We start from the raw sequence: 18,739 nt of genomic DNA, 5'->3' as shown, positions 1-18,739 counted from the left end.
CCAGTGCAACAATGCACTGGCCTTTATTTTTAGTGTGTTGCCTAAATATTTATATCTGTTTTAAGAAAAAACATACCTGTCGGGCTTATTTCATAGTTAATTATAGTGTAGGTAAGGCACAATTTTAACTAAGGAGGGAAGCCTATGAAATGTATTTTATTAACCAGGTTGCTGCTTTTTTCTGTTATAAGCCTGTTGAGCAGTGCAGCATTAAAAGCACAGACAAGAGAAGCCGTTGATGTACAGATCTGGCCCAGAGGAGAGGTGACGCTTACTTCGGGCGAGGTGCTGACAGGTGTGGTTACCTATTACAGGTCTCAGGATATAATAACTGTCTCGCTCGCCGATAATACCCTGAGTTCATTATCGCCGGTAAATGTTGACAAGTTTGAAGTGTCGAATACGTACAGTAACCGGCGCCATCTGTTTAAATCCCTTTACTGGGACCAGGGCGATGAACATACGGATTTTAAGAAGCCCACCTTTTTTGAGCAGATACTGGAAGGGAACATAACCTTACTGATGCGTGAAAGCTATAACAAACGCATTGTTGATTCGCACCTGGCCAGCATGATGGAAAACAGAACTACCGATCCGCTGGGTTACCCTATACAGGGAATTTATTACGACCAGATAAAGCCACTTTTTTATGTGATGAACCCGGCGGGTGAAATAAAAGTGATACAGCAGAACCGTAAAGATTTTCTGTTTTACTGCGGCAAAAAAGCATCCTTAATAAAGTCTTTTGTACGTAAGAATGGACTGAATTTTGATCAGCCGTCAGACTTTATAGCTATCGTTAACTACTATAACACCCTATAAATCGCGCATTTTAAGAACGATATAGGTCAGCAGCAAAAACAGGCCCACGTAAAGTAATGAGGGCACGGTAGCCATGGCAGGAGAAAGCTGTTCTATCGGAGAGGTCAGCTGGCCGAACAGATCCTGACCCGGCATAGGTGTTAAACTATCCAGTGCCTTCATCGGGAAATATTTGTCGATGTGGTCGGGGAGGTTAAAGTGGATGATCGGCTCTACGATTTTTGTGTAGGCAATAAAAACGATAATAGCTAGCCCACTCTTCCGGACGATGAAAGCAACCAGCATGGCAAGTGCCATATAGGCAACAGCCTGCACAAAGTAATAAGGCAGGTAATCTATCTGGCTGAACATGGCCTGCAGCGACTTATCTGCACTATAGAGCAGGCCAAAATAGAAACCCAGCGCCAGTATGAATACCGTACTGAAAACTGCCAGTGCCAGTACTACATAAAACTTGGCCAGTACCACTTCGGCACGCGAGAGCCCGTCAATTACCTGTTGTCTGATGGTCCGGAAGCTATACTCGTCGGTAATAAGCACTATAACCAGAATACCCAGCAGCAAATTAAAAAAATGAGCGACATAGGTCAGGCGCATCCATAGTTGAGGAAACTGAAATGTTTCGTTGCCAAGTGATTTTCCGTTCACTTCCATGCTCATGCTGCCATACAACAGCAGTACAATAAGAACGGCGTAAATAGCCAGTATGGTCCAGAAAGTACGGTAGGGGGATATTTTACGGAACTCGGTTCGGAGTAAGTTCATCAGTATTAGGATTTGATAATCTCAAGAAACTGTTTTTCGAGGCTTTTGCGACGCGCCACCAACTGCGACAGTACGATGCCCTGTGCAAACATGTCCCGGTTAAGGTCGGTGCTGCTGTAGCCTTCCTGTAGGGTTAGTATCACATAATCTTTCTCCTGCGCAAACTGGGTAATGTAAGGCAGGCGCTCCAGTAGTTGCAACACCGGCGCCAGGTCTTCGGCACTAACTATAAGCTGCTCTTTTGCAGATAAGATATTACCTACAGGGCCATTGGTTACCAGCTTCCCGGTACGCAATACGGCTACGTGTGTGCATACTTTTTCTACTTCATCCAGCAGGTGGCTTGCCAGGATTATAGTTTTGCCCTGGGCTGCTATGCGCAGTATCAGGTCGCGTACCTCGGCTATTCCCTGCGGGTCCAGGCCGTTTGTCGGCTCATCCAGTACCAGTACTTCGGGGTCGTTTAACATAGCAGCGGCTAAGGCCAGGCGTTGCTTCATCCCCAGCGAAAAACCTTTAAACGTTGTATTGCTGCGCGTGCCCAGGCCCACCATGTCCAGCATTTTAGCTATGTTCTGGTGATCTGCGCCTTTGGTGTCGGCAATTACCTGCAGGTTGCGTTTAGCAGTAAGGTAAGGGTAAAAGTTTGGTGTTTCCAGGATGGCGCCTACGCGTTGTTTGGTTGCTTTGCTTACGCCATTACCAAACCACGAAAAGCTACCGCCGCTAGGCTGTATCACATCCAGTACCATGCCCAGCGTTGTGGTCTTGCCACTACCATTTGGGCCGAGCAACCCATAAATGCTACCTTCCTCTACCTGCAGACTCAGGCTGTCTACGGCTTTCAGGCTGCCATATTTTTTAGAGAGATTATCTATACTTAAAACGATAGCCACAGATATACTTGATTAAAGATGTGCCCAAATGCAGGCTTAGTTAATAAAAAATTATAGTTACTGGTCAATGACTGATTAACGCTATTGCTTTAATTTACTTTCTATAAGAGCAATTATCTCGGCATTTTCACTTTCCTTCGCTGCTGAAAGCACGTTATTTCCTTGTCCGTCTGTTGCGTTTATATCAGCGCCATTATCCAGAAGTAATTCCACTATCTCCTTGTTTCCTTTCGAGGCTGCATAGATTAAAGCAGTTGTATTAAACCCGTCTTTCCAATCTACCTTAGCCTTATATTCAATTAAAAGCTTTACAATAGCAACGTTATTATTATTTACAGCCGTTATTAAGGGACTGACTCTCATCCAGGAGCCGGCTTGTTTTACGTAGTTAGGATCAGCCTTCTTTTGTAAGAGCGCTTCCACTTTTGCTTTGTCGTTTTTCTGAACGGCAATATAAAGTTGTTCATCCTTTCCTTGAGCCAACGCTGTAAATGACATACAAAAGCTCAATACTGCAAGTAAGATTAGTGTTTTCATTTCAGATAGATCATAAGTGTACTTAACAAATATAGTGTTTTTGTTTTATAGTTGGGATGCACTATTGCCTGGGTTTTGTTAAGCGGATTACCTACTTTAGAATCATAATGGAAGATCTATCGCTGGAAGCAGAAACTATAAACTATAAAAAAGAGGAACTGACTGTGGGCGTTGCCAGGGCCAACCTGCTGGCACTTGTTTTTATAGTGCCTGTGCTGCTCCTGTTTGTGCCGGCTTACCTCTGGCTGTGGCCAGAGCAGTTTGAGTTGCACACCCTGCAAAGCTTTTTCCGGGAAAACAGGGAGAAAGTATTTTTTTACCCTTTGCTGCTTATTATTCCGGGTGCGGTGGTGCACGAGCTGTTACATGGCCTTACATGGGCCGCATTCTGCAAAAACGGTCTCAGATCGATTAAATATGGCATGCTCTGGCAGATGCTGACTCCTTATTGCCACTGCAAAGAAATGCTTTCACTCAGGACCTATGTGTTAGGAGGCATGATGCCAGGTTTGGTGATGGGCGTGTTGCCAACTATAGCCGGACTTCTGATTGGCAACATTTACCTGTTCGCGTCTGGGTTGCTGTTTACCTTTGCTGCCGGCGGCTATGCCCTTATTCTCTGGATGCTTCGCAAAGCCAGGAAAGAGGACCTCGTACAAGACCACCCCGGCCTGATTGGTTGTATAGTTTACCGCAAACTATAACTTTTACATGCCCGCTTAAAGACATCGCTAAAATCTATCCGGTTTTTACTATATTGTTTGCTTAACCTGCCAGTGGCGGGTTGTTTTTGCTTTTATCTTACAAAATATACCATGAGAAAACTTTTACACCTTGTGCTGCTGGTTGCAGTTATATTGCCTGCTACGGCCCAGCGTGCCGCTAACCCTGATTCTACGGTTACTACCAAACAGCAGGTTACTGTTAAAGGGAAACGTATCGCGTACAACGCTACCACAGGCATGCAGCCGGTATGGGACGAGAACGGCAAAACGATAGCAGGTTTATTTTACACCTATTACGAGCGCTCCGATGTGAAAGACCGTGCCACCCGCCCTTTGGTTATCTCGTTTAACGGTGGTCCGGGCTCTGCGTCGGTTTGGATGCACATTGCCTACACTGGTCCGCGCCTGCTTAATATAGACGACGAAGGCTACCCGGTGCAACCATACGGCTACCGCGAAAACCCGGAATCGATACTGGATGTGGCGGACATTGTGTATGTAAACCCGGTAAACACAGGCTACTCGCGCATGGCCGAAGGTGTTGATAAAGATAAACTAAAGGAGAAGTTCTTTGGCGTAAATGCTGATGTAAAATACCTGGCCGAGTGGATAAACACGTTTGTAACGCGCAAAGGCCGCTGGGCATCCCCTAAATATCTGATAGGGGAGAGCTATGGAACTACGCGTGTTTCGGGCCTGGCGCTGGAACTGCAGAACTCCCATTGGATGTACCTGAACGGGGTTATATTGGTATCGCCCACAGATTTAGGCATAGAGCGCAGCGGCCCTGTTGATGCTGCCCTTCGCCTTCCGTATTTTGCGGCCACTGCCTGGTATCATAAAAAACTGCCGCACGATCTGCAGCAAAAGGACCTGGATGTGTTGCTGCCGGAAGTAGAGGCTTTTACCACCAACGAGCTGCTGCCGGCTATAGTGCAGGGTGGCTTTATAGAAGAAGCGCACAAAAAAGAGATCGTTTCTAAAATGGCCCGTTATGCGGGTATTTCCGAGCAAAGCATCCAGAACTATAACCTCGATGTGCCTGCCAACTTTTTCTGGAAGGAGCTGCTCCGTAACGATGGTTACACCATTGGCCGCCTCGACTCGCGCTACAAAGGCATAGACCGCCAGAATGCCGGCGACCGCCCTGATTTTAATGCCGAACTAACCGCCTGGCTGCATGCCTTCACACCTGCCATTAACATGTATTTGCGCGATGAACTGAAGTATAAGACCGACGTGAAGTATAACATGTTTGGCCCGGTACACCCCTGGAACCGTGGTAACGACCGCACCGGCGAAAACCTGCGTCAGGCAATGGCTCAGAACCCGTACCTGCATGTGCTTTTCCAGGCCGGTTATTACGATGGCGCTACCGATTATTTTAACGCCAAGTACAGCATGTGGCAGTTAGACCCAAGCGGCAAACTGAAAAACCGCCTGAGCTGGAAAGGCTACCGCAGCGGGCACATGATGTACCTGCGCAAAGAAGACCTGGTAAAAAGCAACGACGACCTGCGCGAGTTTATCAAGAAGTCGCTGCCGAAAGCTGGTCAGCCGGCTATGTATTAGCAGGAAGCCTGCAACTATAGTTTAGGTTAATAGCCTATAGAGGAAAGATCTGAAGAACCAGGACAATTAATCATTACTCATTAAAACAACCTTGGCAAAAATAAAACTATACCAGATAGACGCTTTTACAGATAAGGTATTTGGTGGGAACCCGGCGGCGGTGTGCGTGCTGGATGCGTGGCTCGATGATGCAACCATGCAGAACATAGGCGCGGAAAATAACCTGGCCGAGACCGCTTTTGTGGTGAAGTCTGGCGACGACTATGAAATACGTTGGTTTACGCCAACCGTAGAAGTAGACCTGTGCGGACACGCTACCCTGGCGGCGGCCTATGTGCTGTTCAACTACTATAACCACCCATCCCAAACTATAAACCTGAACTCGCCGCGCAGTGGTTTGCTGCAGGTGCAGCAGCATGCAGACCTGCTAACCCTTGATTTTCCGATAGATACGTATGATGCAGCTGCAATTCCGGGTGCATTAGTAGAAGCTTTCGGCAAAGCCCCACAGGAAACTTACAAGGGCAAAACAGATTACCTGCTGATCTATAGTTCTGAACAGGAGGTAGCTGGCTTTAACCCGGATACCAACCTGGTTAATTCAGTAGAAGCCCGCGGAGTTATCGTTTCGGCGCCGGGCAGGGAGGTGGATTTTGTGTCGCGGTTTTTCTGTCCGCAGGTAGGTATTGTAGAAGACCCTGTTACAGGTTCAGCACATACCACGCTTACGCCGTACTGGAGCAAACGCCTGGGCAAACAGGTGCTTACAGCTAAACAGCTGTCAAAAAGGCAAGGCAATTTAACCTGCGAGTACCTTGGCAACCGTGTAAAGATAACCGGCAAAGCAGTAACGTACCTGACCGGCGAAATCGAGATTTAATGGCGGTCAGCTATAGTGCTTAGTAACTTTTTTCTGCAGATCAATTCTGCAGACTAATAGATACAAATGCCGGTTAAGTCTATCTTGCCGGCATTTGTTTTTCATCGTGCTCAAACAACTATAACTTACTACACTTAACCATATCCAACCTGTATGCAACCTGTGAGAAAAGCCTTTCTATTTGTACTGCTCTTTACTGCCAGCTGGGCCTGCACCACTACCAAAACCGAGACTGCAGAGGTAGCCACCATGGACCAACTGGCCGAGCGCTACGTGAAAACCCTGCTAAGGCTGGGCCAGTACGACAGCGATATAGTAGATGCCTACTATGGACCTGAAGAATGGAAACCCACCGGAAAACCTGCCGACTCGCTGCCTGCTCAGGAGTTTTTAACCGAATTCAAAGCCATACAAGCGCAACTACAGGCACAGGATACAACCAACCTGGCTGCCGACGAAATGCGCCGCCTGGCTATGTTTAAAAAGCAGATACTGGCAGCCGTAACCAAAGTAGAGATGATGCAGGGCAGGAACTATAGTTTTGATGAGGAAGCCAGGCTTTTGTACGATGCCGAGCCTCCGCATTACGAGCTCGCCCATTTTGACTCTATTCTCACAGCTATAGACAAGCAATTGCCCGGCAAAGGAACGATAGCTGCACGCTGGGATGCCTACCGTGCCCGATTCGAGATACCGAAAGCAAAGCTGGATACTGTTTTTAAAACCGCCATTGCCGAAGCCCGCAACCGTACAAAAGCGCACTATAAGCTACCCGCCCACGAAAACTTTACCCTCGAGTTTGTGACCGACAAAGCCTGGTCGGGCTATAATTACTATAAAGGCAAAGGCTATAGTCTGATCCAGATCAATACCGATTTTCCGATCTACATTGAGCGCGCCATAGACCTGGCTGCGCACGAAGGCTACCCGGGCCACCATGTATTTAATGTGCTGCTGGAGCAGAATCTGGTAGATAAGAAAGGCTGGAAAGAATATTCGATCTACCCGTTGTTTTCGCCGCAAAGTTTAATTGCCGAAGGCAGCGCCAACTATGGCATTGAAGTAGCTTTCCCGGCTCAGGACCGCATTACGTTTGAAAAAGAAGTGCTGTTTCCGCTGGCCGGCTTAAATGCTGCCGAAGCCGATCGGTACTACAAGATACTGGATATGATCGGCCAGCTGGACTTTGCCGGAAACGAAGCAGCCAGGCTTTACCTGAATGGTAAGATTACCCGTGAACAAGCAGCCGAAATGCTGGTAAGATATAACCTGTATGCCCCGGATAAAGCCCTGCAGCGCACGCGTTTTATGGACAAATACCGCAGCTACGTGATCAACTATAACCTGGGCCAGCAACTGGTGCGCAACTACATAGAGCGCAATGGCGGCACCGACGACAACCCGGCAAAGCGATGGGAATTGTTCGGCGAACTGCTCTCAAACCCGAATACGGCATCGATGCTGAAATAAGAAACTACAGTTACAAAAAAAAGCCACCGTTACTGGTGGTTTTTTTGTAACTATAGTTGTAAACGTTACCTATAGTTTAGCTGGCTTCATCGTGCGGGATGATCGTGATCTTTCCGTTCTTTTCCAGGATGGCATATTTGATCTGGTCCAGGCGTTGCAGCCCATGCAGGTCCCTTGCAGATTCCAGTATATCAGCTTCATCTATCCTTTCTTTTCGCATGCGGTCGCGGAGCAGCTGGCCTTTGTCCATAATTATCAGCGGGCTTCCGTCTACCAGTTTTTCTATCGGACTAAATTTCTGCTTCAGGAGCGATATAGAAATGTCGAGTATGATCAGCGTTGTGATAAGCAGCAAACCGTTGGTCAGCGAGAAATCTTCGCCCAGAAGTGCCTGCTGCGTTGTTTCGGCAATGATCAGTAAGAGCACAAAATCAAATACGGTGGCATCGTACATGGTTCTTTTTCCACTTATCCTGAAGATCAGTAGCAGAAAGATATAAATGACAGCGCCTTTTATGATCGTATCCATCGTTTTAATCAGTGATTAAGGGTAAACAAATTGTGACATTGTAACGGTCTCATTATCGGGTCCTTTGGTAACTACCTGTAGCGGACCGATATGCAGGGGTTTGGTATAGTACAGAACTATAAATTCCGGTTTTGTTGCCCGGAAGGTGTACCCAATACCATCCTGACTGATCTCTACATGCTCCGGTTCCGGCACAATTTCTTCTACCCGCACCTTGTCATAAAATTCCCTGCTGAAAAAGAGGGTAGGGCTCGTCGATTTCAGGTTTTTCAGGCTGATCTTCATTTCTCCTTCCACCTCATCCCGTAAAAAGCGGTCATATTCTACTTCCATTGTCTGCGAGGGCGTGCTTTTTGTTATGTTGTTGATGCCTTTCACACCGCCCCGCCCTGTAAAGCCAAGCAAGGCAGCTATCACGATAAGAAGCAGAATCACCCAGCTTACCCGTTGCACGGTCCAGGTGCGATGTTCCATTTTCAGGTCTTCATCTATTTCCAGTTCTCCGTTATGCTTTTTCATGCTATCATATATTGTATTATGCCGTTAAACGAAGGAAGTAAGAGAAGGATATTATAGTTGTAGAGACACCAGACTATAAACAGTTTCAGGCTGCGGGTAAAAGCAAAAAAGCCACCTGTAGAGGTGGCTTTCCAAACTATAAAAACTGTAACCGGTACTTAGGCCAGCTTCACGAAAAGTTGTTCTTTTTCGCGGCGTACTTTTTGGCAGTTGCCAGAAAATCGGCTTCGGTGTTACGGTAACCTATCGGCATCAGTGTTACGCTGCGCAGGCCTTTTTCTTTCAGGTTCAGCAATTCGTCCAGCGCATCCGGTGCAAAACCTTCCATCGGTGTTGCATCCACTCCCTGCTCGGCTGCGGCAGCCAGTGCAGTGCCCAGGGCAATATAGGTCTGGCGAGCAGCCCACTCGTACTGCTGTTCCTGCGTGCGGTTCACCACAGAGTTCATCAGGCTGCCCTTAAAATCAGCAAGCGACTCAACCGGTACCTGGCGCACGTCGGCAATGTTCTGCATATAAGCATCTATATCGGTTTCGGTTACCTTATCCCAGGCAGCAAAAATCAACAGGTGCGATGCCTCCACTATCTGAGGCTGGTTATAAGCTACTTTCTGTATTTGCGTGCGCAGGTCCTTGTCTTCTACAACTAATACCGTGTATGGCTGTAACCCCATAGAGGAAGCAGATAAACGGGTTGCTTCCAGTATATAGTCAATCTTATCCTGCGGTACTTGTTCACCGGTCATGCGCTTGGTAGCATAACGCCAGTTCAAATGATTAATAAGTGTCATTTATATGTAAGTAAATTTAATGTATGTACATGCAATATAGAATAAGAACGCTGATATTCCATGGTTTGGTTCCGGAAAATATTTTCTAAAGGTTGAATAGGCGGATTTTAAGTGCACAGGGGAAGGGGTGATATTTACGTAAATGCTTCTTTATCAGTAGGATGGGGAAAACAAAAATAGCTGCCGGATGGCAGCTATTCTTTATAGTATGGTCGCTATAGTTTACAGCGGTAGTTTCATGTCCTGCATCAGGCGGCCTACCGGGTACATGTTGTGGGTAGGCTCGTAGTGAGGCGTGTTGCGGTAAACAAAGTCCAGCTGGGCACGCGCATTTTTGGCAAACTCCGGATCAGCTTTTCGGCGGTCTTCCAGTTTTTTACGCAACTCCGGGTCCTTCTTCAGGTAGTCAGCAGCCAGGTCCTCAAACACATAGCTCGAGAAGTATTCTTTCTGCATCAGAATTGAATCAAAGAAATTCCAGGCGAAGTAAGAATCTACGGCTTGTGGTTCCAGGGTTTCTACTAAAAAGCGGTTGGCTTCCTGGTTCAGGTACACCACGTAATCGCCTTTCAGGAACTGCCGCTGCATCGTTCGTTTCTCTACTTTCACATCTGTGTGTATGTAATGGCCTTCGTAAGCGCGCGGACTGGTTTTATAGTCGGTAATATAATAGGTGTCTACAGCTATAGTTGTGTCTTTGGTTAGCTGCTGCATTTCTACCTTGTTGGTTTTCAGGCGGTCAATTACTTCGTGCCAGGCAAAAGGTATAATGTAGGCTACCGGTTTCTCAACTATAGTTGTTGGCGTAAAGGTGTTATAGTAGTTAATATTTTTGCTGTAAGGCGCTTTACGGTCGTAGTAGAGGCGCTCCAGGCCGCTTACGTCGCTCGGTTTATATTTAGCAGCATAGCCTAAAAAAGGAATCTGCTCTACTTTGGTTGTGTCGAGTTGCCAGTTCAGATTAAAGCTTTGTTGCTGCAATGTTTCCTGTTTGGCTTTGGCACGTAATTTCCCGATCTCATCTGCATCGCGGTGCACCGTTTCTATCATGTTCTCCATCAGCTTGTAGGTTGCATCTACACGTTGCTTAAAAGGCTTCAGCATGTGCGTTTCCGGCACAAAACCAATGGTATTGTAAAGTGCCGTATAACCCGTAGCATAGCGCGGCGATTCCATAAACCCGATAATTCCCTTGTCCGGGGTTTCGTCAACCGTGTTCATGTAAGGTACCATCGGGTACTTATCCTTTTTCATGCCGGCGTACAGGGTAGGCACCATTTTTTCGCTTAGATATTTTGCCAGCGTCGTATTCAGTTTGTTGTGTTGCGTGGCAATCAGGGTCATCACGTATTGATAATCAGCTCCGTTTGAGGTATGGTTATCCATAAATACATCCGGGTCCCAGTCGCGGAAGATCAGGTGGAATAGTTTGGCGTTGCGGGAATCAGTTTTAATGTAGTCGCGGTTCAGGTCCAAGTTGCGGGCATTGCCTCTGAAACCATAAACTTCCGGGCCGTTCTGGTTAGTGCGGGTGTGGCTGTTGCGGTTAAGAGCTCCTCCAATATTATAAACCGGAATAATGGCCAGCACCACGTTATCCAGTTGTTTGCGCTTGTTTTTGTCTGCCAGGTAATCGCGGGCCAGCATCATGGTGGCGTCAATCCCCTCGGGCTCGCCCGGGTGTATGCCGTTCTGAATCAGCAGTACGCGCTTGTTTTTTTGTTTGATAGAGGCCGGATCAAAATCTTTATCAGTAGAAACGATGACCAGGTGCAGCAAACGGCCGGAGTCGGTATAGCCATAAGGCACCATCTTTACTTCGTCGTACGCCTTATCGAAGTTTTTATACCACTCTATCGTTTCGTCGTAGGTGGCGGTAATGTTGCCGTTTCCTTTTTCATAGGGCGTCTTCAGGTCGGCTTTACCTGGTGAGCCTGTCGTTAGCAGTGTGGCTAAAAGTAGCGTGGTTAGCATAGGTAGGGTTAGCTTATCTTGTTGAGATCGTAATTTAAGGTATTTCCGGTAAGAAATCCAGGTAGTAAACGATAGCACCGGTATAAAACAAAAACTCCTGCCATACATAAACTATAGTTTGTTGTGTGGCAGGAGCAGTATTTATAGTTCAAGGCTTAGTACAGGCGGCGGTCCTTTTTATTCGGAAAGATCGCTTTATCTAAACTATAGTTACCGGGGCCGATAAATAATAGTGAGAAGAAAAGAATAGCGGCCTCTAAAGCATGCGAGTATCCCATAAAACCCTCGCCGGCTGTCATGTGGCGCAGGGCTGCCACAAACAGGGTAACTACCAGCAGGGCGCAGGCAATTCTGTAAAAGAAACCAAGCATTATCAGGGCACCACCTACCACTTCGGCAAAACCAGCCATAAAACCCCAGAAAACAGGCATAAAATCAATGCCAAGCAATTTCATGTTACTACCTATCTGTACCCATGTTTCAGAGCCGCCTGTCAGCTTTGGCCAGCCATGTAAAATAAACATCCAGCCAATACCAAGTCGCAGTATAAGCAGTCCAAAATCTTTGTACTTGTAGCGGGAGCGGAGTAGTGCCATGCAGCAATAATACTAATTCGCTACAAATATTACAAGTAGCTAATATATAAGAATAGCTTTAATGCGTGTAGCAGCGGGCACTGTTTCGGGCGTAAGCCGGGAACGGTCGTTGGCAGGTATCTGGCTGGTATCCAGCACAAAGCTCATTCCGCCATCTTTTGCAACGGCAACCAGGCCTCCGTCTGCCAGGGTAACAGTATTTACCGGGTGCTGTTTTTTTGCATTTTCATACGTGTCGCCAACACCTATTCCTTTGGCCGTCTTGTATTTGCCGGATTGCACATTAAGGCGCCAGACTTTACAGCCGGTAGTACATTGCTGCTCTACCAGTATGCCTTTCGCCTCCTTTTCCGGGCGGACGATGTAAGCTGTTGCCTGTGTTCCTTCCTGCTGCAACATGGTATCTGCTATGGCAAAACCTACAGGTATAGTTTGGCGCATCTGCTCAATGTCATCGGCTATAGTTATAAAGCCCACCTTGCCGGGCGCAATGCGAAGCTGGTCTGCAGTAGGAGTTATAGTTTCATCAGTAGCTTCGGTAACGGGAAGTTGTGCAGTGCCGGCCGTTGCACCCTCTACGTTCTGGTCGTTCTGCGAGAGGCAGGCGGCCATGCCCACCCCCAGCAGTATTGCGTAAAATATATTTTTGATAATCATAGTTTGTTTATTCGGGTTCTAAAATTTTCTTAAACCTTGATGCACTGCAACAGGTTGTTGTATATTAGCACGAAAAAGAAATTCGTTTATTTTATCATAACTCAACTAAAAATAATAGAAATGGCTAAACCACTGATACTGATTTCGAACGATGATGGCATTACTGCTCCGGGCATACGCACGCTGGTAGAAGTTGCTATGAAGATAGCCGATGTAGTGGTGGTAGCTCCGGACGGGCCTCAATCGGGTATGGGACATGCCATAACGATAGGTAATACCCTGCGCCTCGATAGATCCATTGCTTTTGATGACCTCGGAATTGAAGCTTACGAATGCTCCGGCACGCCCGCCGACTGCGTGAAACTGGCCAAATACCATGTTCTGAAAGAACGCAAGCCGGACCTGGTAGTAAGTGGCATAAACCATGGTTCAAACTCCAGCATCAGTGTGCTTTATTCCGGAACGATGTCAGCGGCTATTGAGGCGGCTATTGAAGGCTTGCCGGCTATCGGTTTTTCGCTTTGTGATTACGGCCACGAAGCCGATTTTTCTCACACAAGACCCTTTGTAGAACTGATCATCCGGCAGGCGCTTAAAAACCCGATACCAGAGAACACGGCCCTGAATGTTAACTTCCCGAAGAAAAGTGATGAAACGATAAAAGGGGTAAAGGTTTGCCGGCAGGCCCATGCCAAGTGGCAGGAAGAATTTGACGAGCGCCTGGACCCACGTAACCGTCGTTATTTCTGGATGACCGGCAGCTTTGTGAACCATGATAAAGGCGAAGATACGGACGAGTGGGCAATCGTGAACAACTACGTTTCTATAGTTCCATGCCAGTTCGACATGACCGCTTACCACGCCATCTCCACCCTTAACAACGAGTGGGATATCTAAGAAATATATAATACTAAAAAGCCCGCAACTATAGTTTAGCTGCGGGCTTTTTTATGGATGATGGTATAGTTTATAGGTTGTAAACTTGCTTTTGGTTTATAGTTCCTGAAGTAGAAAGCGAGCCATTGTTGGTGTTATCACCATCAATTCAATTGGCCGGCTTTTATACTTGCTGGTGAAAACACACAGCAAGGGCGTAAACTATAAGCGCTGAATGGCTTAGAACTCTAACTACTTAAACTTAGTAACTATAACATCAGCCTTTTTACCTGTCGTGTCTGCAGCCTTTTTGGTACCATCGTTTACAACAAACTGAATGGTAATTTTTTTGGTGGTAGAAACCGGTTTACCATCTACTTTTGCCGGTTCCCATTTGCCTTCCATCAATTTAAATACCCTGTTTATTTCATTAAAGATGGCCTCATTTACCTCGGAAGTATCAGTTGGCTTAAAATAGAAAAGCGGCCCTATCGCACTGCCATCTTCTCCTATAGAGATGCCTGTCTCTATAGTACCTTCAAAAGAAACATTTGGGTAGCGTAGGTTTTTTGCCAGAAACCGTTCAATAGAACCGTCTTTAAAAACAGGCTGCACATCTACTTCATCCAGCGCATAATATTCTTTGGTATACTTGGTCATGGCTGGTGCTTCTAACTGTTTTTGGCCGACGGCATTTTCTGAACTATAGAACTGCACCGGCAGCACCAGTTCTGCGCCTGTTGCCTGTCCGTTTTTAGTAGCCGGTTGCCATTTGCCGGATGTGGCTGCAACAGCTGCCATCGCGGCTTCTGCCAATTTGGCCAGCATGACCTTGTTCTGTACCTTAAATGTAGAGGCATCCATGTAATCCATGTCAGCGCCTGCGCCAACAGTTTTCTTCAGTTTTGTGCCATCCAGCCTGATGTTGGAAACCGTACCATCTTTTTCGACATAAAACTTAACTATAACCCGGGCATTCAGATTCTCTTTTTTAGCTTCTTCGGGCAGTTGCAGATACGAGGCTATCGTTTGATGCATGGCTTCGGGGCCGCCCTTAAACAGTGGCATCTGGTTCGCTTTATGGGCAGTGGCAGCTCTTTCGGCCTCGCTCAGGCTAAACCTGATGGGTAACGTAAACTGCACTGGAACCACTTTTCCATTATGGCTGCCCGGTGTCCATTTGCCGCTGGTGAGGTTCACTACGCGCAGGGCTTCTTCGTCGGTACCACGGCCCAGTTTCTTAACTACCTTCGCATCTTTTACCTTACCGGTCTCCTCAATCACAAACGAAACTACGACCAGGCCCTCCAGCCCGTTGGCTTTTGCATCGGCAGGGTAGGTGATATTGCCGGCCATAAACTTCATCACCTCCATCTCGCCGCCTTCAAATTTTGGCATCTGATCCACATAAGACAATATTTTATTTTCCTTGGGTTTGGTCTGGGCTATAGTTGCTATTGGCGAGACTATAGTTACTGCAAGTGCCAGTAGCGGTGCCGCCAGCAGGGTCTTAAGCGTAGTCAAGTTTTTCATGGTCGTATGTTTATAGTTTAAGTTAAGGATTTAGAAGGCAATAGCTATCCTGCCTTGGTTCTAAACCGGGTTAATCAGCGAGAAAATGTTGTTTTTATTAGTCTACAAGTGCAAAGCGAATCGGGATAGTAAATCGTACCGGTACTTTGTTTCCGTTTTGCCGGCCAGGTTCCCATTTGCCGCTCATGGCTTCAATTACGCGCAGGGCTTCCTGGTCAGCAGCTTCATCCAGGCCTTTCAGTATAGTTATGTTCGATAACGTGCCATCGGTCTCAACTATAAAACTGGCTACTACCAACCCGGTTAGTCCTGCTTCCTGTGTTGCTTTCGGATAGCGGATGCTGCGGGCAATAAATTTCTGCATTTCCAGCTCGCCGTCTGCAAACTGAGGCATTTGCTCTACATATTCGTATGGCTTTTCTGCTTTAATCTCAGTTTCCGGTTGGTTAAAGTTTTCTGTAAATACAGGTTCCGCAACTGCTTTTTCGGGTTTGTTTTCCGGCAACGCTTTTTCAGGTGCTTTGGCGGTTACCGTAATTTCGGGCATTTGCTGCGGCGCCTCTTTTATAGTTGTCGCCTGTACTGGCTGTGTTTTATCGGAAGTAGGCTGCGATTTTTGGTTTGTAATCGATGACGTAATATCGGCAGTAACATCTCTGGATGAAAAGAAAAACAGCAATGCCAGCAGAAGCGGAAGCACAAGTAACGGACGAAGCATTCCGGTTTTCTGTCCATTTTTCTGCAGCATGTGCAGGCGTTTAAATACCTGTGGTTTCTGGAAATAGCTGCCTACCGGAATTCCTGTTTTATATAGCGCTTCTTTTGCCAGTAATGTAGCGTAGGCCTGTGGCTGATAAACTGATAGTACATTAGCATCTGCCTGGTATTCGTGCACATCGCGTAGTTCTGTTTTCAGTAACCAGACCAGCGGGTTAATCCATAAAAAGGCTGTCAGGATCTCATAGTAGAGTACATCATAAGTATGGCGCAATTTTACGTGTGCCAGCTCATGCGCTATCACCTGTTGCTTTTCCTGCTCGTTTAAATGGTGCTGGTGGTTTACGAAGATATAGTTCAGGAAGGCAAAAGTTGGGTAGTTGTCACTGGTTTGCAGTACCGTTGCCGTGTTGGCTATAGTATGAATAGGTTTGGCAGTTTTAACCAGTTTTTGTAACCGGAATAACTGCAAGCACAGCCTTGCCAGTAGTGCCAGAGACGCCAAACTATAGAGTACACCAACTATAACTGCAGCAGGAACTATAAATCCTGTATTTGATTCATTATCAGGTATATAGCCGGTAATGGTAACTTCAGATAATTGTATAGTCGGGAGGGCAGGAGCAAGGTTGTAATGGGGTGCAAAAGGTAATGGAATATCCAGTAACGGAATTGCCAGTGCAGCAATTGGCGCAACCAATAGGTAAATTCTGTTATAAGCCGGTTTCGGGAAACTACGCAGTACCAGCATGTAAAACAGGTACAACAAAAGCAGGCACAGCCCCGACTGGATGATGTAGTTATAGATTGCTTCCATTTTGTGGTTCGTTTTCGTTCAGGTCGTCTTTTACATGGCGCATCAGCTGGTCCAGCTCTTTCACATCCAGGTTATTGTCCCTGGCAAAAAATGAAACCAGCTTTTCGAAAGAGCCGCCAAAATAGCCGCTCATAAAATTCTTCAGGAAAAAGCTTTTGTACTTATCTTCGGCTACGAGCGGGAAATACTCGTGCGTTTTACCAAAAGCATTGTAGCCTACAAAGCCTTTCTTCTCCAGTATCCGAACTATAGTTGATACCGTGTTGTAAGCAGGGCGCGGCTCAGGCATTTGCTCAATAATGTCTTTTACAAATCCTTTCTCAATTTTCCAGAGGATCTGCATGATCTCTTCTTCTGCCTTGGTGAGTTCTTTCATAGGGTAGCAAGTATTATGATATGAATGTATAACTAAATACTTAGTTTAACAACTAAATGCTTAGTTATTTAAAAAATGTTTCGTAAATGCTGTCGCACAGGTAGCTGTAGCATAGGGAGTTATAGCTGTAGTTTACAGTTGAATAAAGCGAAACTGCCTGTTTGAAGATGTGTGTGGTCCTGGTAAAAAATAACGGCTCCTGCATTTAACAGGAGCCGTTATAGTTATTAGTTCAGATGGTCTAATCTCCGTACGGAGGGTTTTGTACCAGCGATCCTTTGCTGGCATCTATCTCCCGGCGTGGTATCGGGAAGACCAGCATTTCATCATTCCACGGAATTACGTAATCGATGTCTCCTGTTTCCGGATCTCTGCCTACCAGGTCCGTTTCGGTACGCTTCAGATCATGTATCCTGAATCCTTCGAAGGCAAGTTCCAGCCTGCGCTCTAACAGTATCTGTTCCAGATTCACACTGCCTAACGGGCTTAGTCCGGCACGTGTCCGTATCCTGTTTATGTCCTCTACGGGTGTGGCGCCAATTGCTGTGCCCAGCCTGAAGTTTGCTTCTGCCCGTGTCAGGTACATTTCTGCCAGTCGTATAACCGGAATATTCTGCCCGAAACTCAGCCACTTACTCGTTGTGATCGCGCCGAAATTAAAACCGGTATAAAACAGGTCGGTCAGCCGGGTATCGTTCTCTTCGTACAGGTCGTAGGTGGTGTAGCGGTTCGGGTTAATGTCCGAGAATTCAGTATTTACACTTATATCAGCACGGCCTACACCTTCCAGGTCTGCATAAAACGTGGCCAGACCGTCGTTGGCAGTACCCGCATTGTTCTGGTCGTTCTGCTGGATCTCAAATATGGCTTCCGCAGTGTTATCGTTCCGGAAAATAGCAGTTACAGTCGGGTTCAGCTCATAGCCACCTTCTTCTATTACCCTATTTGCCTCGTCGCGGGCGCCTTCATAGCTCTGCTGCTGCAGATATACCCGCGACAGAAAGCCACTGGCGGCATAAGTGTTAGCCCGCTCGTTGTTGCGTTCAGGCAGTAGCTCTTTGGCTCTTTCCAAGTCTTCTGTTACCTGGGCATACACTTCGGCCACACTGTTTCGGGTAGGAGGTACGGCTGCCTCAGCTTCCGTGGTAACCGGTGTTGTGCGTATTGGTACGCCAAGGTTTGAGGCTGGATTTCCGTCGTTCCAGGCTTTTGCGTAGAGCCTTACCAGTTCAAAATGCAGAATACCCCGCACAAATAAAGCTTCTCCTTCCACACGGTCCCGTTCTTCTGGTTCCTCGGCCATTATATCCAGTTTGCTGAGGATGATGTTGGCCAGGTTTATCCCTTCATAAGCTGTTACCCAGGTGCGTTGCGCCTCCGAGTTTTCTGCTGTCATGTTTTTGAGGCTCACCTGGCGGTAGCCGGCAAAAGTACCCAGCCAGGTAAGGTTCTCTTCTGATGCCTGCAATTCCGGCAAAAGCAGCAGGTTGGTTCCGTATAATTCGGGCTCGCCCAGTATAGCATACATCCCGATAACGGCTCCCTGCAGGTCTTCAGGGGTATTTATGGCATCCCGGGCATCAATGGACTGTTGCGGTTCTACGTCGAGCAGGTCGTCGCAGGAGGTAACTCCGAGGAACAGGAAAAAAAGGATGGCGGGTAATATATAATTTCGTTTCATGTCAGTT

Annotated in this window: 19 protein-coding genes; 6 read left to right on the top strand and 13 right to left on the bottom strand. The window is 46.9% G+C overall.

From position 1 onward, the window contains the following. Positions 1-144 precede the first annotated feature (144 nt). Positions 145-822, top strand: a complete 678-nt coding sequence (locus tag GSQ66_RS08725; RefSeq protein ID WP_162427119.1) for a hypothetical protein — start codon at positions 145-147, stop codon at positions 820-822. Here the strand turns inward: GSQ66_RS08725 and GSQ66_RS08720 are convergent. The 3 genes from GSQ66_RS08720 to GSQ66_RS08710 form a co-directional block, all read right to left on the bottom strand. After that, positions 817-1,587: an ABC transporter permease subunit gene (locus GSQ66_RS08720; protein WP_162427118.1), complete on the bottom strand. Its 771-nt coding sequence runs from the start codon at positions 1,585-1,587 to the stop codon at positions 817-819. The genes GSQ66_RS08725 and GSQ66_RS08720 overlap by 6 nt on opposite strands. 5 nt (positions 1,588-1,592) lie before the next feature. Next, positions 1,593-2,483: an ABC transporter ATP-binding protein gene (locus tag GSQ66_RS08715; RefSeq protein ID WP_162427117.1), complete on the bottom strand. Its 891-nt coding sequence runs from the start codon at positions 2,481-2,483 to the stop codon at positions 1,593-1,595. Between the two features lie 81 nt (positions 2,484-2,564). Then, positions 2,565-3,020, bottom strand: a complete 456-nt coding sequence (locus GSQ66_RS08710) for an ankyrin repeat domain-containing protein (protein WP_162427116.1) — start codon at positions 3,018-3,020, stop codon at positions 2,565-2,567. Positions 3,021-3,127: 107 nt separating this feature from the next. Between GSQ66_RS08710 and GSQ66_RS08705 the strand changes: the two genes are divergently transcribed. The 4 genes from GSQ66_RS08705 to GSQ66_RS08690 all read left to right on the top strand — a co-directional run bounded on the left by GSQ66_RS08705 (position 3,128) and on the right by GSQ66_RS08690 (position 7,667). Beyond that, positions 3,128-3,724: a DUF3267 domain-containing protein gene (locus GSQ66_RS08705; protein ID WP_238395877.1), complete on the top strand. Its 597-nt coding sequence runs from the start codon at positions 3,128-3,130 to the stop codon at positions 3,722-3,724. A 111-nt stretch (positions 3,725-3,835) separates the two neighbouring features. Continuing rightward, positions 3,836-5,317: a S10 family peptidase gene (locus tag GSQ66_RS08700; RefSeq protein WP_162427115.1), complete on the top strand. Its 1,482-nt coding sequence runs from the start codon at positions 3,836-3,838 to the stop codon at positions 5,315-5,317. 91 nt (positions 5,318-5,408) lie between these two features. After that, a complete protein-coding gene (locus tag GSQ66_RS08695; RefSeq protein WP_162427114.1) occupies positions 5,409-6,197 on the top strand; it encodes a PhzF family phenazine biosynthesis protein in 789 nt (262 codons plus the stop codon). A 162-nt stretch (positions 6,198-6,359) separates the two neighbouring features. Continuing rightward, positions 6,360-7,667 (top strand): hypothetical protein, encoded by a 1,308-nt coding sequence (locus GSQ66_RS08690; protein WP_238395876.1) that lies wholly within the window; start codon positions 6,360-6,362, stop codon positions 7,665-7,667. A gap of 76 nt (positions 7,668-7,743) precedes the next feature. Here the strand turns inward: GSQ66_RS08690 and GSQ66_RS08685 are convergent, their stop codons facing one another. The 6 genes from GSQ66_RS08685 to GSQ66_RS08660 all read right to left on the bottom strand — a co-directional run bounded on the left by GSQ66_RS08685 (position 7,744) and on the right by GSQ66_RS08660 (position 12,732). After that, the gene (locus GSQ66_RS08685) at positions 7,744-8,196 is read right to left on the bottom strand and encodes a DUF421 domain-containing protein (protein ID WP_162427113.1); all 453 of its coding nucleotides are present in this window, start codon (positions 8,194-8,196) and stop codon (positions 7,744-7,746) included. 15 nt (positions 8,197-8,211) lie between these two features. Further along, positions 8,212-8,715 carry a hypothetical protein gene (locus tag GSQ66_RS08680; RefSeq protein WP_162427112.1) on the bottom strand — a complete coding sequence of 168 codons (504 nt, stop codon included), beginning with the start codon at positions 8,713-8,715 and terminating at the stop codon, positions 8,212-8,214. 169 nt (positions 8,716-8,884) lie between these two features. Continuing rightward, positions 8,885-9,505, bottom strand: a complete 621-nt coding sequence (locus tag GSQ66_RS08675) for a nitroreductase family protein (protein ID WP_202923424.1) — start codon at positions 9,503-9,505, stop codon at positions 8,885-8,887. Between the two features lie 222 nt (positions 9,506-9,727). Further along, complete coding sequence (locus GSQ66_RS08670) at positions 9,728-11,479, bottom strand: M14 family metallopeptidase (RefSeq protein ID WP_162427111.1); 1,752 nt, start codon at positions 11,477-11,479, stop codon at positions 9,728-9,730. 155 nt (positions 11,480-11,634) lie between these two features. Then, a complete protein-coding gene (locus GSQ66_RS08665) occupies positions 11,635-12,075 on the bottom strand; it encodes a DoxX family protein (protein WP_162427110.1) in 441 nt (146 codons plus the stop codon). A gap of 39 nt (positions 12,076-12,114) precedes the next feature. Next, the gene (locus GSQ66_RS08660) at positions 12,115-12,732 is read right to left on the bottom strand and encodes a mechanosensitive ion channel protein MscS (protein WP_162427109.1); all 618 of its coding nucleotides are present in this window, start codon (positions 12,730-12,732) and stop codon (positions 12,115-12,117) included. A 120-nt stretch (positions 12,733-12,852) separates the two neighbouring features. Here GSQ66_RS08660 and surE point away from each other — a divergent pair, with 120 nt between their 5' ends. Continuing rightward, entirely contained in the window at positions 12,853-13,629 is a 777-nt protein-coding gene (gene surE, locus GSQ66_RS08655; protein WP_162427108.1) for a 5'/3'-nucleotidase SurE, read from the top strand. Between the two features lie 231 nt (positions 13,630-13,860). On the opposite strand, the gene GSQ66_RS08650 is transcribed toward surE, so the two are convergent. The 4 genes from GSQ66_RS08650 to GSQ66_RS08635 form a co-directional block, all read right to left on the bottom strand. Then, complete coding sequence (locus GSQ66_RS08650) at positions 13,861-15,141, bottom strand: TonB family protein (protein ID WP_162427107.1); 1,281 nt, start codon at positions 15,139-15,141, stop codon at positions 13,861-13,863. Positions 15,142-15,238: 97 nt separating this feature from the next. Then, positions 15,239-16,675: a TonB family protein gene (locus tag GSQ66_RS08645; RefSeq protein WP_162427106.1), complete on the bottom strand. Its 1,437-nt coding sequence runs from the start codon at positions 16,673-16,675 to the stop codon at positions 15,239-15,241. Beyond that, positions 16,659-17,051, bottom strand: coding sequence for a BlaI/MecI/CopY family transcriptional regulator (locus GSQ66_RS08640; protein ID WP_162427105.1), 393 nt, complete (start codon positions 17,049-17,051; stop codon positions 16,659-16,661). The genes GSQ66_RS08645 and GSQ66_RS08640 overlap by 17 nt, the downstream gene beginning before the upstream one ends. A 241-nt stretch (positions 17,052-17,292) precedes the next feature. Next, positions 17,293-18,732: a RagB/SusD family nutrient uptake outer membrane protein gene (locus GSQ66_RS08635; RefSeq protein ID WP_162427104.1), complete on the bottom strand. Its 1,440-nt coding sequence runs from the start codon at positions 18,730-18,732 to the stop codon at positions 17,293-17,295. Positions 18,733-18,739 lie beyond the last annotated feature (7 nt).

Origin of the sequence: Pontibacter pudoricolor, assembly GCF_010092985.1 — a bacterium.
In the GTDB taxonomy this organism is placed as follows: Bacteria; Bacteroidota; Bacteroidia; order Cytophagales; family Hymenobacteraceae; genus Pontibacter; species Pontibacter pudoricolor.
The sequence above is the reverse complement of the archived record's forward strand: the minus strand, read 5'-3'. Positions and strand labels throughout refer to the sequence as shown.

Excerpts from the sequence above, each read along its gene's own strand:
- GSQ66_RS08635 (WP_162427104.1), bottom strand. The coding sequence starts at position 18,732 with ATGAAACGAAATTATATATTACCCGCCATCCTTTTTTTCCTGTTCCTC.
- GSQ66_RS08645 (WP_162427106.1), bottom strand. The coding sequence starts at position 16,675 with ATGGAAGCAATCTATAACTACATCATCCAGTCGGGGCTGTGCCTGCTT.
- GSQ66_RS08725 (WP_162427119.1), top strand. The coding sequence starts at position 145 with ATGAAATGTATTTTATTAACCAGGTTGCTGCTTTTTTCTGTTATAAGC.
- GSQ66_RS08650 (WP_162427107.1), bottom strand. The coding sequence starts at position 15,141 with ATGAAAAACTTGACTACGCTTAAGACCCTGCTGGCGGCACCGCTACTG.
- GSQ66_RS08705 (WP_238395877.1), top strand. The coding sequence starts at position 3,128 with ATGGAAGATCTATCGCTGGAAGCAGAAACTATAAACTATAAAAAAGAG.
- GSQ66_RS08665 (WP_162427110.1), bottom strand. The coding sequence starts at position 12,075 with ATGGCACTACTCCGCTCCCGCTACAAGTACAAAGATTTTGGACTGCTT.
- GSQ66_RS08720 (WP_162427118.1), bottom strand. The coding sequence starts at position 1,587 with ATGAACTTACTCCGAACCGAGTTCCGTAAAATATCCCCCTACCGTACT.
- GSQ66_RS08670 (WP_162427111.1), bottom strand. The coding sequence starts at position 11,479 with ATGCTAACCACGCTACTTTTAGCCACACTGCTAACGACAGGCTCACCA.
- GSQ66_RS08710 (WP_162427116.1), bottom strand. The coding sequence starts at position 3,020 with ATGAAAACACTAATCTTACTTGCAGTATTGAGCTTTTGTATGTCATTT.
- surE (WP_162427108.1), top strand. The coding sequence starts at position 12,853 with ATGGCTAAACCACTGATACTGATTTCGAACGATGATGGCATTACTGCT.
- GSQ66_RS08660 (WP_162427109.1), bottom strand. The coding sequence starts at position 12,732 with ATGATTATCAAAAATATATTTTACGCAATACTGCTGGGGGTGGGCATG.
- GSQ66_RS08700 (WP_162427115.1), top strand. The coding sequence starts at position 3,836 with ATGAGAAAACTTTTACACCTTGTGCTGCTGGTTGCAGTTATATTGCCT.
- GSQ66_RS08640 (WP_162427105.1), bottom strand. The coding sequence starts at position 17,051 with ATGAAAGAACTCACCAAGGCAGAAGAAGAGATCATGCAGATCCTCTGG.
- GSQ66_RS08675 (WP_202923424.1), bottom strand. The coding sequence starts at position 9,505 with ATGACACTTATTAATCATTTGAACTGGCGTTATGCTACCAAGCGCATG.
- GSQ66_RS08680 (WP_162427112.1), bottom strand. The coding sequence starts at position 8,715 with ATGAAAAAGCATAACGGAGAACTGGAAATAGATGAAGACCTGAAAATG.
- GSQ66_RS08685 (WP_162427113.1), bottom strand. The coding sequence starts at position 8,196 with ATGGATACGATCATAAAAGGCGCTGTCATTTATATCTTTCTGCTACTG.